The sequence below is a fragment of the Niveispirillum lacus genome (assembly GCF_002251795.1).
GTDB lineage: Bacteria > Pseudomonadota > Alphaproteobacteria > Azospirillales > Azospirillaceae > Niveispirillum > Niveispirillum lacus.
In genome coordinates this window covers 76255-90192 of sequence record NZ_NOXU01000020.1, presented here as the reverse complement: position 1 = coordinate 90192, position 13938 = coordinate 76255, and the positions used below count along the sequence as shown (strand labels likewise).

Below are 13938 nucleotides of genomic sequence, written 5' to 3'. Positions count from 1 at the left end.
ACATTCCTAACCGCGAGGGACTGGAGAATGTCCAGGAGATGCTAGACGATGCCTGGGAGCAACTCGGCACCGCACTGGCCGGATGGAAGGAACTAGGAGGAATACCCCATGGCTAGCAAACTTAATCTACCTAAGGCGACCAAGCCCATGCCTGCGGCGGCGAGTGACACCGGGCCGAAGGAACTGGATTTGGCCAAATTGGAGAACAGCCTGGCGGTGGCCCGCGTGAAGGTATTGGGTGATGCATTCAATACAATCGGCAAAGGATTCGACTATTTACGTGCGAAGAAGGATAGCGAAGCTATCATCGCTAAGGCGCATGCAGATATCGAGAAGGCAAGGCTGGCCCTCGAGACTACCCGGCTACAAGTCGACCTCGGACACCACGCACTGGACAAACTCGAGGAGATCCAGGAATACGTGTTCAAAATATTGGAAATGCTAATCGACGAGGCCGGCCAATCTTCAGACTTCGAAGGGCGCCGACGCATCATAGCCGATGCCAACGAATCCCTGAGAACGCTCGCGACGATCCGGCTGAAATGATCCACCTGGCTCTGGCTGGGATCAGCATGGGCGCCATGGCCGTCCAGTGGTGGCTCGGCGACAAGACGGAAGAGCAGCGGCGCGAACTGCTGAAGCTGGAACGCGAGCGGGAAGATATCCTTGCGGCCGACGCGCAGCGGCGCCGCACGCTGCTCGGCCCCTGGATGGCGCAAGTCCGACTCCTTATCGCTGCGGAAATCGAGATGCGAGAGCAGATCGAACCGGAGTTGCGCGCTGCGCTCAAACAGGCATCTGCGCTGGCGGCCCACCACTTGCGCCCGGTGGGCGAGAACGCATTGCGACGCACCATTATGGAACTCGAGCACGCAGTAGGCATTGTCGAGGCCGAGCGTGCGCACCTGGAATGGTTTCGCTATAGCTTGCCAACAGGGGTGGAGGACCTTTTTTCCCTGGAACGGCTGCAGATGCCGACAGACTACCCTGCCCGCGGCGCGTTGCTACAGCTGGAAGCCGGCACGAAGGTGCATCGCGGCTATGTGCTGCGGGGCAACCACTGTGGCGAATTGGTTGCAGTTCACGATGTGGACCACCATAGCCGAACTGCGAGCGTGTGCCCGCTGCGAGGGGAACTGTTGCGGCTGGCGCGCAACGGAACGACGGCTTTCGAGGTGACTGTCGAAGGTCGTATGCGAGACGGATTGCGGGTCAGCATCACGCCGAGCCTGGACACAGGCGTCGAGGGCGGCCCACCGACGCGCATCGAATTCCGACTGCCGCTGGAGCGGAGTGATCCCCGAGGCAATACATCTCCTGGTGCACCTCTAAGTGTCTTTAGTCGCCCGTGGGTCTGGGCGGAAATCGACCGCGCGGTTTGTGCCCGCCCGGGTACGGAGCTGCTCGACGTGGGCTTCTCGCCCACCGTCCGCCGAGAGGCCAAGGAGTGGAGCCCCATTCCGCTGGCCTGCAGGACCGAACAGTTACTCGAACTGCAGGAAGCGTGGGACCGTATCGAGAAATCTGGCGCCCTATCGCGCCCTTGGCGCGTGTCCATGCAGGACCAGGGTGTCTTCGTCTTCCAGGTTGGAGAGGTAGCTTTGCGCATGCGCTGCAAAGAAGGCGCTGACTGTTTCCAGTTGCTGGCAGTGGACGATGCCGGTCCGCGGCCACCGACCTCCGTGCGCATCCATGCGGAAGTGGGCGTCTTCGTCCCTGGCAGCGGTGCCGAACAGGAACTTACTCCAGGCTTGTTCCAGGAGTTCATGGACATGCTGGCTGAGGAACTTGCCAACCAACGCATCAACCTTATGGACCGCCATACCGCATTACACCTGCGCAAGATGCAGGTGCTATTTGAAGATCTGAGAGATATGGCGGAACGCGATGCGCGCGTGGAAGTGTTCGCCACCGGCAGAAGGCGGGCGGGGAAGGCAGCACGATGCATTGTGCTGCAGCGCCCGCTTCCCGCTTGGCTGCTCGAAGCGGACGCGGAGCCTCTGCGGGTGGAAGGCGTGGACGCCGTCGGCCAGAAGATGCCGCTGCGGGCGCTCAAGGTGTTTGACGACGCCTTAGGCTTGGTCGAAATCTCGTTTCATGATGCCAACGCCGACGCCCACGCCTTGCGTTATCTGGCCGTGGTCGGCGCAAGCTATACGCAGGAGATCATGGCGCGTTCCGCCGGCTCAGCGTTGGAGAAACGCTTCGTGTCGCCAACGGTGCGCGCCGACCTGTTCCACCTGGAGGAAGGTCCTGCGAATACAACGCGCAGTCACGCGAACACCCCCAGCACCATCATCGATACCGCCCTTGCCGATGAAGGCGTATTCGCGGTGTGGGGCCCGCCGGGGACGGGCAAGACGACGCTAGTCGTTGCTCTCTTGCGGCGATTCCTCACGGACTGGGAGTCGTCGGGCAAGCCGCTGCCCGCTCGCGTGCTTGTGGTGGCGCCGACGCACGTCGCGGTCAACGAGGTGATGCAGCGGTTGTTGAAAGAGGCCCCGGGGCTGGCGGAGCGCATCGTACGCTATGTGGCGCAGGCCTCTCGGATCGAAGGCACCAGCTTGGTGAACTGTTCGCAAGATCGCCTGATCGAGAGTTGGCGCGCGTCGGCGCTGGCGCCAGCGAGCGGCGTGCATCCGGGATGGCGCGCGCTGATAGAGGGCGATGACGGCACCCTGGCCAGGGGCGTGCGCGAAGCGCTCAGCCGCTGGATCCTGGCAGGCCGCGAGGTGCATGCCGTGACCTCGATGGGTATGTCGCGTGCCGATTTCGCGTTGCTGGACAAGGAGTTCGACTTGGTAGTGTTTGATGAGGCCGGTAAGGCTTTCGCGCCGGAAATCTTGCTGCCAGCGATGCGCGCCCACCGCCTCGTGCTTGTCGGTGACCATAAGCAGTTGCCGCCGACCGTGACGGAGGAAATGCTAGGCGACGACGGCACCAACCGGCTCGACCCTCAGGAGGTGGAGGCGCTGCTGCGTGACAGCTATTTCCACCACCTGTTCCAGTCCTTACCGGACAGCCACAAGGCTATGCTAGCCGTCCAGCACCGCATGCACCCGAAAATCGGGGCAGCCGTGAGCGAGCTCTTCTACGAGGGCCGACTGAAGTCGTCGCGGCAGGACACGGACTGGGCACTGACCCGGCAGCGTCTCACGATAGTGGACTGTAGCGATGTGCCGGAGTATCGACATCGTTTCGTTCAGGGTAAGAGTCTCGAAAACGAATTCGAGCGACGGGTGGCCGTAGAACTGGTTGCAGCGCTTGCGACTGATGGGGCTTGTCTGGTGATCTGCCCTTATCAAGCGCAACGCGTCGCTGTCGAGCATGAGATTCGTAGACGGTGTCTGGAACACCGCGTACAGACCACGACCGTGGATGCCGTACAGGGCGGCGAAGCGGACATCGTCTTGCTGTTAATGACGCGCAGCGGTGGAAACACAAATTTCCTGCTCGATGAGAATCGCATGAATGTTGCGCTGTCTCGTGCGCGCGAATGCGCAATTGTGATCGGCCATGTGCGAGCCTTGACCGTGCGCGAGGCAAACCCGATTTCAAGGTTGCTGATACACGGAAAGGGCGCGTGCTCTCTGCTCCATTTAAGAGTGCCTGCGGAAGGCAGCATCCAGGAGGACATCGTTCGCCAAGTGGTTTGTGGGTAACCAGCCTTTCCGAGCTCCGCCCGTCCTTATGGCGGCTAACAATGATTTATACTGCACTCCGTCACCCATCATGACGACCTCGGTGTATAATCCTAGGAAACGCGACCAGTGGAGCCTCGTGCCAAGACGCGCGGCGCATTAAGCAGGTGAGAAAGTGCAGCGGCTTCTTCCGACACTCGATCAGATATCTCAGGAGTACGTCCTCGTTCAGGCTTGGAAGAAGGCTGCTGCTTACATCCGCCATCATAACTGGTTCTCCGACACCCTGGAGCTCGACCAAGCTGCAGCGGACCTGCCGAATTTCATATTCCGACTGTCGGAGCGCCTCCGATCGGGACAATACGAGACCGACCAGCTGAAACTCGTTCCCGCTCCTAAGAGCCAGCGATGGCAGCTCGATGCCAAAGGGCTGTGGAAATCCACTCGATCTGGGCCGACGAAAATGCGGCCGCTCGCCCACGTCTCACTCGCCGATCAGGTTGCCGCCATAGCGCTTCTGCTCTGCCTGAGCGAACGGGCTGAAACGGCGCAAGGAGATCCTCGTGGCAACTTCGGATCCCTCACCGTCCGTCGATCGGTGATGTCCTACGGCAATCGGCTCTTCTGCGATCACGCGGAGGCCGGTGATGGCTTGATCCATCGCTGGGGCTCATCCAAGCTCTATCGCGGTTATTTTCAGGATTATCGGTCCTTTCTGTACCGGCCGGAATCGGTTGCGGCGACGCTCATAAATGAGGACCGGATACTGATAGTTCAGACCGACCTCAAGCAATTCTATGATAGAGTGACGCCGGAACTACTACACTCCAAGATACGGGCACTGCAGACTCCCAACGATGACGGGGGATTCTTCGATCTCGCCTGCAAAGTGCTGAATTGGTCTTGGGCCAACGCCGATCAACGCCAGTTTGAAAGCTATAAGCGGGGTGCCTTGATACCAGAGTTCACCGGGGTCTCCCTTCCTCAAGGGTTGGCGGCAGCCGGATTCTTCTCGAACATAGTGCTTCTGGATTTCGATCAAGCTGTGCTGAATCAGCTTGGGCGCGAGATACCCCACGGAGTCTGGCTCCAGGACGCATGTCGATATGTCGATGACATTAGGCTCACCATCACTGTGGTGCCTGAAGTTTCGCAAGCAGAGGCTCAGAAACGCGTTACTGCCTGGCTTCAAGAAACGCTTACCGGCACATGTCCCGGCCTGGAACTCGCTATGGAAAAGACCTCCACGGCATCGGTGGGCGGCGAACAGACGCCTCTCGTTCGCCAATCTCGAAAAATGGAGCGTATTCAGACCGCGATCTCCGGCGGGTTCGACGCCAGCGGCGGAGAAGAAGTAATACAGGCGATCGAAGCGCTGGTCCGGTCCCAAATCAATCTAAGTGACACCGAAGATGCGTCGGGTCCTGCGAGCCTGAGAGCAGTGCCCGACGTCAAGGACGAGACGATCGGCCGCTTCGCCGCAGGTCGCTTTAGAAAAACCTTCCGTTCTCTCAGGCCGCTCCTCGACGATCGCCCCTTCATGGCTCCTCCCAAGTTCGGCGAGGAGTCGCTTCGACGTACCCGGCTTTCGCAGTTGGAACTGGACGACGAAGCCCACGCGTTCGCACTGATCCTCGTCAAGCGGTGGATCTCTGATCCGTCCAATGTGCGACTGCTCCGTGTCGCCCTGGACCTTTGGCCCTCACCCCAAATGTTGGCCGAAGTGCTGAAACTCATCGAGCCCTATCTCGACGGGCGCATCAAAACGACCAGCAGCCGTCAGATAGCCTACTATTGCCTTGCGGAGATCTTTCGGGCTGGAGCTACTGAAACCGGCTTCATCGAAGATCGTGAATGCCTTCCGGCTTCGGTTGATGTCGTCGGATACCGGTCATTGCTCCTGCTGTCTGCAATCCGGGTAGCCAACGGCGAGGCGGCCCAGGTTCCATGGTATCTCTCCCAGCAAGCCCTCCTCTACATTGCCGTGCATGCTCCTCAGTCGATAGATCCGCCCAAATCTCCGAAGACCAATCGACCATACTGGAGGCTCCTCTCCTTCTTGACAGGAAGACCAGACCCGTCGTCGGACCGGGAATATGCGATATTCGCAGTCGTCACCCGTCGATCTTTCCTGGCGAAGAACAAAGCAGTGGAACTGGTCGCAAGGACGCTGACTCCGGCCAGGTTTGCTGAGATAGCAGCCCGAGACATCGAGTTCGCTCGAGACCTTTATCACACTGTCGACGGCCAATTTACCGTGCCAGCGGGGATCGCCGAGGATTTGGGGATCGCCGCGTGGTCTAACTCGCCCGACATGCATTCCTTGCAATCGTACGTTCAGGACAAGGGGCCGTTAAACTCGCTGCGGAACGAGATTGGCGTTCTGAGCTTCGCCGAGAAGTTCATAGAGCATGTCGGACGGGGAGACGTGCCAGAGGTCATAACGCCCTCCACAACGCAAATTGCGGTGAGTGATGTCGGAAATTATGTCCGTGTGGATCAGGTGGTTTTCATGTCAGCTCAGACCACCCAAGCCTACACGTCGATCTACAAGGCGCCATCATGGGCTCCGGCATCCCAGCGCTGGAGGTTCCAGCTCGGCTATCTGCTGCGCTTCATTCTGACGGCTAGGATAGATTTCAGCCTTCCGGTTAGGCCTTCCTCCTGGAAGGAGGCAGCGCCCGTCTATCGACCCACGAGGGGACATTGGTTCCAGCGACAGTACGGATTCTACAACGGACACGAAGCGTTCGGTGACGATTGGCTGCCAATATCGCAATTCACACAGGATATTCTGTTCGACCTGCTCATCTGGCCTGGCTGCCGCACCAGCAACTGCAAAACCGATCAACTTACACTTGAGGAGACGGCATCTCGGATTCGCGCCGCTTTGAATGACGCCTACGCCGCAGTCGGCTCGGCAACGGGCACGTTGATGCTCAAGGTAAACGCGCCGATCCCAGGTACGGCTCAGGAGGGCCGGCCGCTCAGGGCATGCGTTGTCCAATCAATCATGCCTGAGAAGAATGACTTCTCAGAGACCGATCTCGCAATGGATTCGCCGCATGTTCGGCTGAAGCACAGAAGACATCTGTCAACGGCATTGGCTGCGGTAGAGAAGATGCTGGACCTACGCGAAACCCACAAACCGGCGAGTAAGCGCTTGGATTGGCTGATCCTGCCAGAGCTATCGGTACATCCGGACGATGTCGCGACTCATCTCGTTCCGTTCGCGCGGGCATTCAAGACTACTATTCTTGCCGGGATGGTCTACGAGCGCGTCGTTCCTGGCCAGCCTCTGATCAATTCCGCATTATGGATTATACCGAGAAGAGTGGAGGGTCGAGGCCTGCAGACTGTCATCAGGCGACAGGGTAAGAAGCACCTTTCTCCGATGGAGCTTCCATTCAACTCGTCAGTTGAACTAGTAATCGGATTCCGGCCGTGCCAATGGCTGGTCGGCTATGAATGGTCAAAAAATCCGGCCAGCGATGCGCTGTGGCTCACCGCGTCCATCTGCTACGATGCAACCGATTTGAGATTGGCAAGCGATCTTCGCGATCGATCAGATGTCTTCGCGATCCCAGCACTTAATCTCGACGTCGGCACATTCGATCAGATGGCGCAGGCGCTGCATTATCATATGTATCAACTCGTCCTGATCGCGAATAACGGAACCTATGGCGGAAGCAACGCCCACCTCCCCAAGGGGCAAACTTATGAGCGACAGGTATTCCATACCCATGGACAGCCCCAAGCCACGATCTCGTTCTTCGAGATCGACAACATCAAGGGCATGAAGGAGCGACGGCTACTTGGTGCAGAAAAGCAAGATGGTTGGAAGTATCCACCCGCAGGCTGTTTGCGATAAAAAGTGCCAAGTGCAGAGACTGCAACGTGGTTATGGTTCAGAAGATCCATACGGATCGCTCCCAAAGTCCGGTTCAACTTCAGCTGGGCTGCGCATGAGCAATATTGGCTGGCTGTTCAACAGTGCCGCGCAAAAGACGCCCGGGTGCCGGCATCCGACCGGAAGCCCCATCAGGAAGGAGGCGGTCCGTCAACCGTAGACTGGGATCATCCCAGCCCCAACTGTTTTTAGCATCAGTTGATAGCCGCATAACATAACCGTGTATCTCCTGAGTATTTTACACCCCTAACTCCAGTGAGGTATGTTGAGACAGCAACCCTATGGGTTTCAACCAGCAGCTCAACAACTTGGCTTAGAGGGAGGATGGCCATGACCAACGTACATCGCTCCACCTTGATCGTTCATGGTCGGCTCGCGATGCGGGAAAGCCGGTTAACGGCGGCCCGCGACCGCCATAACGGCATCCAGATCATGACCCTCGAGCAGGCCGCTGTTCGGCTGGCTGGTGGTTTCACCCAATCCATCGACGACGAGAGCCTGCGCGCGGCCATCCAGGCAGCCCTGCCCGCCACGCAGATGGGCGAGTTGGAGAGCATCAAGGCTCTTCCCGGCATGATCGACGCGGCGGCCGACACGCTTCACAAAGCTTGGCGCGCGGGCATCGATCTTGCCGCAAGCGCGGCGGATCATCCCCGTCTCGCCGCTATCGCGCGGCTGGAAGCGGTCGTCCTCGACCAGCTTCCGCCCGGAATGATGCGGCCTCTCGACATCGTGGCCGCCGCAACCGTCCGGATCGGCCATGCGCCGGCGGTCCTCGGGCCGTTGGAGATCGTCGGCCTTACCGAACTCTCGCCCTGCTGGCGGCCGCTGCTCCAGGCCCTCACCGCCCATATTCCCGTGCGGTGGTCGGCCGGCCCGAGGAGCGTTCCCGCATGGCTGGACGGCACCGGCGTCACGGTTGCACGCGCGCTGGCGCAAGCGCCGGGAATCAGCGCCATCAGCGCGGCGACGGCCTATCACGAGGCCATTGAGGCGATGCGCTGGGTGCGCGGCCTGCTTGCCTCGGGCGTCCCGGCTTCGGAGATCGCCATCGCGACCGCCTCACCCGCCGACTATGACGATCATTTCCTGGCCCTGCGCGCCGACGCCAACATCGACCTTCACTTCGTCCATGGCATCCGCACCGTCGCCACCCGCGAGGGCCAGGCAGCTGCGGCGCTGGCCGACATCGTGGTTCGCGGTCTGTCGCAGTCGCGGCTGCGCCGCCTCGCGGCGCTCTGCCGGGACAGCGGGCCTTTCGAGACCCTGCCCGAGGGCTGGTTGCGGGCGCTGCCGACCGATGCGCCGCTCTCGACGCCGGGTGCCTGGAACCGCCTGCTGGCCCGGCTGACGCCGGAAGACTGGCCCGACGGCACCGACCATGTTCCTGCTCTGCGCACGGCGGTCGCGACCCTAGTTAAAGGATCGGAGGCCGCCAGCGAGATCGGAGAAGCCTTCCTCAAGGGCCGCTCGCTCGCGATCTGGCGCAAGGCTCTGCTCGCCGGTCCCGCCGCCTCGATCGACGCCACTCTGGAAACTCTGAAGCAGGACGACGGGCTGGAAGCGTGCGTCTGCGTCGCCTGGATGCCGGCCAGCGCGCTCGCCGCGTCGCCCCGCCGCTTCGTGCGGCTCCTCGGGCTCAATTCCTCGCGCTGGCCGCGTGGGATTGCCGAGGACCGCCTGATCCCGGACCATATCATCCCGACCCCGGTGCTCGACCCGCTGCCGGTCAACCTCGCCGACCGCCGCGACTTCGAGACGATCCTCGCCACGACGGCCGATACCGTCGTTCTCTCGCGCGCCCGGCGCGACACCGACGGGCGTCTCCTGGGTCGCAGCCCCCTGCTCGCCGGGCGTGGCAACGAAACCTATCTGCGCCGCAACGCGACGCCGGTGCACGCCTTCAGCGAGACCGACCGCCTCATGGCCCGGCCCCGGGAGTTCGCCGCCGATCCGCAGGCGTTCAGCGCGCACGGCTGCTGGCGCGACTGGCGAGAGGCCGAGATCACTCCCCATGACGGGCTCGTGCGGGCGGATCATCCGCTCGTTCTCGCCATCCTCGGCCGCACCCAGTCGGCCAGCTCGCTGCGCCGCCTGCTGCGAAATCCACTCAGCTTCCTGTGGGTCTATGCGTTCGGATGGCGCGAACCGCAGAGCAGCGCCGAACCGCTCGTGCTCGATGCGCTCGGGACCGGCGATCTCGTCCACATGGTTCTCGATCGCGCCTTGCGCGACCTCGAAACCGGAGGCGGCCTTTCCTCCGCCAACGCCGAAACCATCGAAGCCGCGGTGGCGCGGGCTGCGCAAGCCGTCGCCGCCGATTGGGAGCGTGAGCGTCCGGTTCCGCCGCCTGTCATCTGGAGCCGCACGCTGGACGACGCCCGCGTGATGGCGGGCCGCGCATTGTCATATGGCGATGATATCCTGCCGGGGGCCCGATCCTACGGGGAGGTGCCCTTCGGTGGCTCAGAGCCGAAATCCGACGCGGAGACGCCCTGGGATGCGAGCGCGCCGGTCACGATTCCCGACACGGGCTTCAACATCGCCGGCTATATCGACCGGCTCGACATTTCCGGCGACGGTAAGCGCGCCCTCGTGCGGGACTACAAGACCGGACGGCCGCCGCGCGGCGACATCCGCCTGAACGGTGGACGCGAGCTTCAGCGGTGCCTCTATGCCTTCGCAGTGAAGGCGCTACTCGGAGACGACGTCGCGATCAGCGCCTCGCTGCTCTATCCGCGCGAGCCCGTCGATCTCAAGCTCGACGATCCCGAGGCCGTCCTCGCGGAAATCACGGGCTATCTGCGCGCGGCACGGTCGAGTCTCGTCGGAGGCGCGGCCTTGCCTGGCCCGGATACCGGCGGCGACTATGACGACCTCGCCTTCGCTCTGCCGGCCAACGCCAGCGCCACGTACTGCAAACGCAAAATGCCGGCCGCCGCGGAGCAGCTTGGCGAAGTCGCTCAGGTCTGGGAGGCGGAATGATGAGCAGCGTGTCCAAGATGCTGAAGGACGACGGCGCGCGCCGCGATGCGATCAGCCTCCATGATCGCTCAATCCTGGTCGAGGCCGGCGCGGGTTCAGGCAAGACCGCCGTCATGGCTGGCCGCATCGCCGCCATGATGGCCGAAGGCATCGCGCCGCGCTCCATCGCCGCCGTCACCTTCACCGAACTCGCCGCGAGCGAGCTGCTGTCGCGTGTCCGCGAGTTCGTCGCCGATCTCTCGGCCGGCACGATTGCGACCGAGCTGCGCGTGGCGCTGCCCGATGGGCTGTCCCAGGCCCATCGCAACAATCTCGCCGCCGCCAGCGCCGCGATCGATGAAATCACCTGTTCGACCATCCACGGCTTCTGCCAGCGCCTGATAAAGCCCTATCCGGCGGAGGCCGACATCGATCCCGGCGCTGGCGTCATGGATCGCAACCAGGCTGACCTCACCTTCCTCGAAATTGTCGATGGCTGGCTGCGCGGACGCCTGTCCGGCGGCCAGGGCGGCATCCTCGCCGAGATGGTGCTGCACAGCCCCGGCGAAACCGTGGCGCTCATCCACAAGATCGCCGAGAATCTGCGCCGCCGCCCCGCTCTCTCGGCCCCTCCGGTCTCTTCGCTTGACGCCTACCTCACGGCGTTCCGGCAGGCCACGGCGAATTTCGCGAGCTTCATGGGCGGCACTGCGGCGGCCGAGCCGGAAACGGTGACGATCGTCGAGCGCCTGGCCGAAATGGCGACCGCCGTAGCGAACGGTCCCGATCCCGCGACGCCCGCGGGCCTCGTTCGGCTCCTGACCGCGCGGCCCCACCCGGACCTTTGCACCAAGACCGGCGCCTTCGCTTCCTACCGCAAGAAGGGCAAATGGGCCGCCGCAGCCAAGCAGGCCGGCTTCTCCAAGGCCGATGGCGACCGGCTGAACGACGCAGCCGAGATCCACTACACCGCCTGTTGCGACGCCTGGGTCGCGTTGGCGCAGGCCGTCGCCGGCCATGCCTTGGCGGCGCTGATCGACGAAGCGCGTCCGATCCTGCAACGCTATCGCGACCACAAGCGCGCCAGCGCCCAGCTCGATTTCGACGATCTCATCTTCTCTGCGCGCAACTTGCTGCGCGACCACGACGCCGTGCGCCGGGCGCTGGGGCAGCGTTTCGCCCATGTCCTCGTCGACGAGTTCCAGGACACCGATCCGCTGCAAACCGAAATCTTCTGGCGGCTATGCGGCGAGCCGGTCGATGTCGACGCCGACTGGACCCGGTTCCAAATCCGGCCGGGCGCGCTCTTCCTGGTCGGTGACCCCAAGCAGGCGATCTATCGCTTCCGGGGCGCAGATGTCGGCGCCTATGTGCAGGCACGTGACGCCTTCCGCGCCCAGCACCCCGGCAGCCTCCTGTCGATCTCGACCAATTTCCGCTCCTGCGCCTCGATCCTCACCTTCGTCAACGAGCGTTTCGAGGCCGTGCTCTCGGCCGACGGCCAGCCGGGCTTCACCGCTCTCGACCCGTTCCATGACGATCGGGGCGGCCTGTGCGTGGCCGCCCTCGACATCGCCGTGGCCGATGAAAACGGCAAGGCCAGCGCCGAACAGCAGCGCGACGCCGAAGCCGACGCCATCGCCGAGCTGTGCGTCCGGCTGATTGAAAGCCACCCCATCGTCGATCGTCGCAGTGCCGCCGAGCGCCCCTGCCAGCCGGGCGACATCGCCTTGCTGGCGCCAACCGGCGCGGAGCTGTGGCGCTATGAGGAAGCCCTGGAACGCCGCGGCATCCCCGTGGCGACCCAAGCCGGCAAGGGTTTTTTCCGCCGCCAGGAGATCCAGGATCTCCTCGCGCTTACCCGTGTGCTGGCCGACCGCCGCGACACGCTTGCGCTCGGCGCGCTCCTGCGCGGGCCTCTGGTCGGTCTCACCGAAGAAGACCTGCTGGACATCATCTGGGGACTTCCGCGCTCGGAAGAACAGCCGGATCGGATCCCGCGCTTGGATCTAAGCATCGACCCTGCCGTCGTCACGCACCCGCTTGCGCGTCAAATCATCGAGCGGCTGCAATCGCTCTCCCGGCGCGGCAACAGCACGACCCCGCACGAGCTGCTCTCGCAGGCCGTTGATGTGATGCGCGTCCGTCCGCTCCTCCTCGAGCGCCATCGCGGCCAGGCCGAGCGCGCGCTGGCCAATGTCGATCTCTATCTCAGCCTGTCGACCGGCTACGCCGTGCGCGGCCTGCGCGCCTTCGCCGAGGCGATGACGGCGGCGTGGTCCGACGAAGCCCGCGCCGTTGAGGGACGGCCCGACGCCCAGGAGGAAGCGGTTGCGCTCTTCACCATGCACGCAGCCAAGGGGCTCGAGTGGCCGATCGTCATTCCGATCAACACCATGACCGGCGTCATGACGACCGACAGCGCCGTCATCGACCGCCAGACCGAGACCTTCTATTGCCCGGTCCTGGGCGTCACGCCCGAGGGCTATGAAATCGCGCGCCAGGCGGAAAAGGAGGAACTGGACCGCGAGCGCATCCGGCTCTGGTATGTCGCGGCCACCCGCGCCCGCGAACTCCTCGTCTTACCTCGGCTCGACGTAACGCAGTCGAGATCGGCCTGGATCGGACTCGTCGATCTGTCGCTCGCGGCCTTACCCGGCCTGGACGTCTCTCACTTGCCTACCGGTTTCGCAGCCGCAGGTGCGGGCGCGGGCAACACCCAGACGCGCGATGGCTTCGCCGCCGAAGCCGAAGCCATCGCGGCCGCGCAGATGCGGTTGACCTGGCTTGCGCCCAGCCGCGACGAAAACGCCGCGGGTACCGTGCTGCGGGAAGAAGAAGCCGCGCTCTGGACGGGGTCGGCCGACGATCAGCCCCCCGAACTGGAAGCCGCCGCCCTCGTGCAGGGTGGCCGCGAGCGCGGGCTGATCCTCCACAAGCTCATGGAAGAGGTGCTGACCGGCGAAACCCTAGAGGTGGATGCCGACCTGGCCGAACGGGCTGACGACCTCATCCGCTCCCTCGGCCGGTCCCCGGTCGCCGACCCGGCAGCAGGGCTGTCGGCGCAGGAACTGGCGGCCTGCGTGGCCCGGACCCTGGCCCTCCCCGACATCGCGGCCCTGCGGCCTGGTCTTCTGGCCGAATTTCCCGTCTATTCCGCACGGACGGCCGACGGCGTGGAAATCGCAACCGCCGGGATCGTCGACGCCCTGACCCTGACGGCTGAGGGCCGTCCCGCCGTCGTCGTGGACTGGAAAAGCGATGTGGTGCCAGCACTGGAAATGCTCGATCACTATCGCGCGCAGGTGCGGGCCTATCTCGACATGACCGGCGCCGAGCGCGGACTGATCGTGCTGATGACCTCCGGCTCAGTCATTCCCATCTTGCCGACGAAGCAGACCGAGAGCGAGGCGGCCTGAGCCC

The 13938-nt window shown here is 63.1% G+C and carries 5 protein-coding genes; all 5 read left to right on the top strand.

All coding sequences use genetic code 11. The features are described from left to right. The first annotated feature begins 108 nt into the window (after window positions 1-108). The 5 genes from CHU95_RS03485 (at window position 109) to CHU95_RS03465 (ending at window position 13934) form a co-directional block, all read left to right on the top strand. A complete protein-coding gene (locus CHU95_RS03485) occupies window positions 109-546 on the top strand; it encodes a hypothetical protein (protein WP_094453779.1) in 438 nt (145 codons plus the stop codon). Further along, window positions 543-3662 (top strand): DEAD/DEAH box helicase, encoded by a 3120-nt coding sequence (locus tag CHU95_RS03480; RefSeq protein WP_094453777.1) that lies wholly within the window; start codon window positions 543-545, stop codon window positions 3660-3662. Before CHU95_RS03485 ends, CHU95_RS03480 begins: the two co-directional genes overlap by 4 nt. Before the next feature lie 154 nt (window positions 3663-3816). Continuing rightward, on the top strand, window positions 3817-7512 hold the full coding sequence (locus CHU95_RS03475) for a reverse transcriptase domain-containing protein (RefSeq protein WP_094453775.1): 3696 nt from the start codon (window positions 3817-3819) through the stop codon (window positions 7510-7512). A gap of 369 nt (window positions 7513-7881) precedes the next feature. Beyond that, the gene (locus CHU95_RS03470) at window positions 7882-10536 is read left to right on the top strand and encodes a PD-(D/E)XK nuclease family protein (protein WP_094453773.1); all 2655 of its coding nucleotides are present in this window, start codon (window positions 7882-7884) and stop codon (window positions 10534-10536) included. After that, window positions 10533-13934 carry a UvrD-helicase domain-containing protein gene (locus CHU95_RS03465; protein ID WP_245837838.1) on the top strand — a complete coding sequence of 1134 codons (3402 nt, stop codon included), beginning with the start codon at window positions 10533-10535 and terminating at the stop codon, window positions 13932-13934. Before CHU95_RS03470 ends, CHU95_RS03465 begins: the two co-directional genes overlap by 4 nt. Window positions 13935-13938 lie beyond the last annotated feature (4 nt).

Excerpts from the sequence above, each read along its gene's own strand:
- CHU95_RS03485 (WP_094453779.1), top strand. The coding sequence starts at position 109 with ATGGCTAGCAAACTTAATCTACCTAAGGCGACCAAGCCCATGCCTGCG.
- CHU95_RS03470 (WP_094453773.1), top strand. The coding sequence starts at position 7,882 with ATGACCAACGTACATCGCTCCACCTTGATCGTTCATGGTCGGCTCGCG.
- CHU95_RS03480 (WP_094453777.1), top strand. The coding sequence starts at position 543 with ATGATCCACCTGGCTCTGGCTGGGATCAGCATGGGCGCCATGGCCGTC.
- CHU95_RS03465 (WP_245837838.1), top strand. The coding sequence starts at position 10,533 with ATGATGAGCAGCGTGTCCAAGATGCTGAAGGACGACGGCGCGCGCCGC.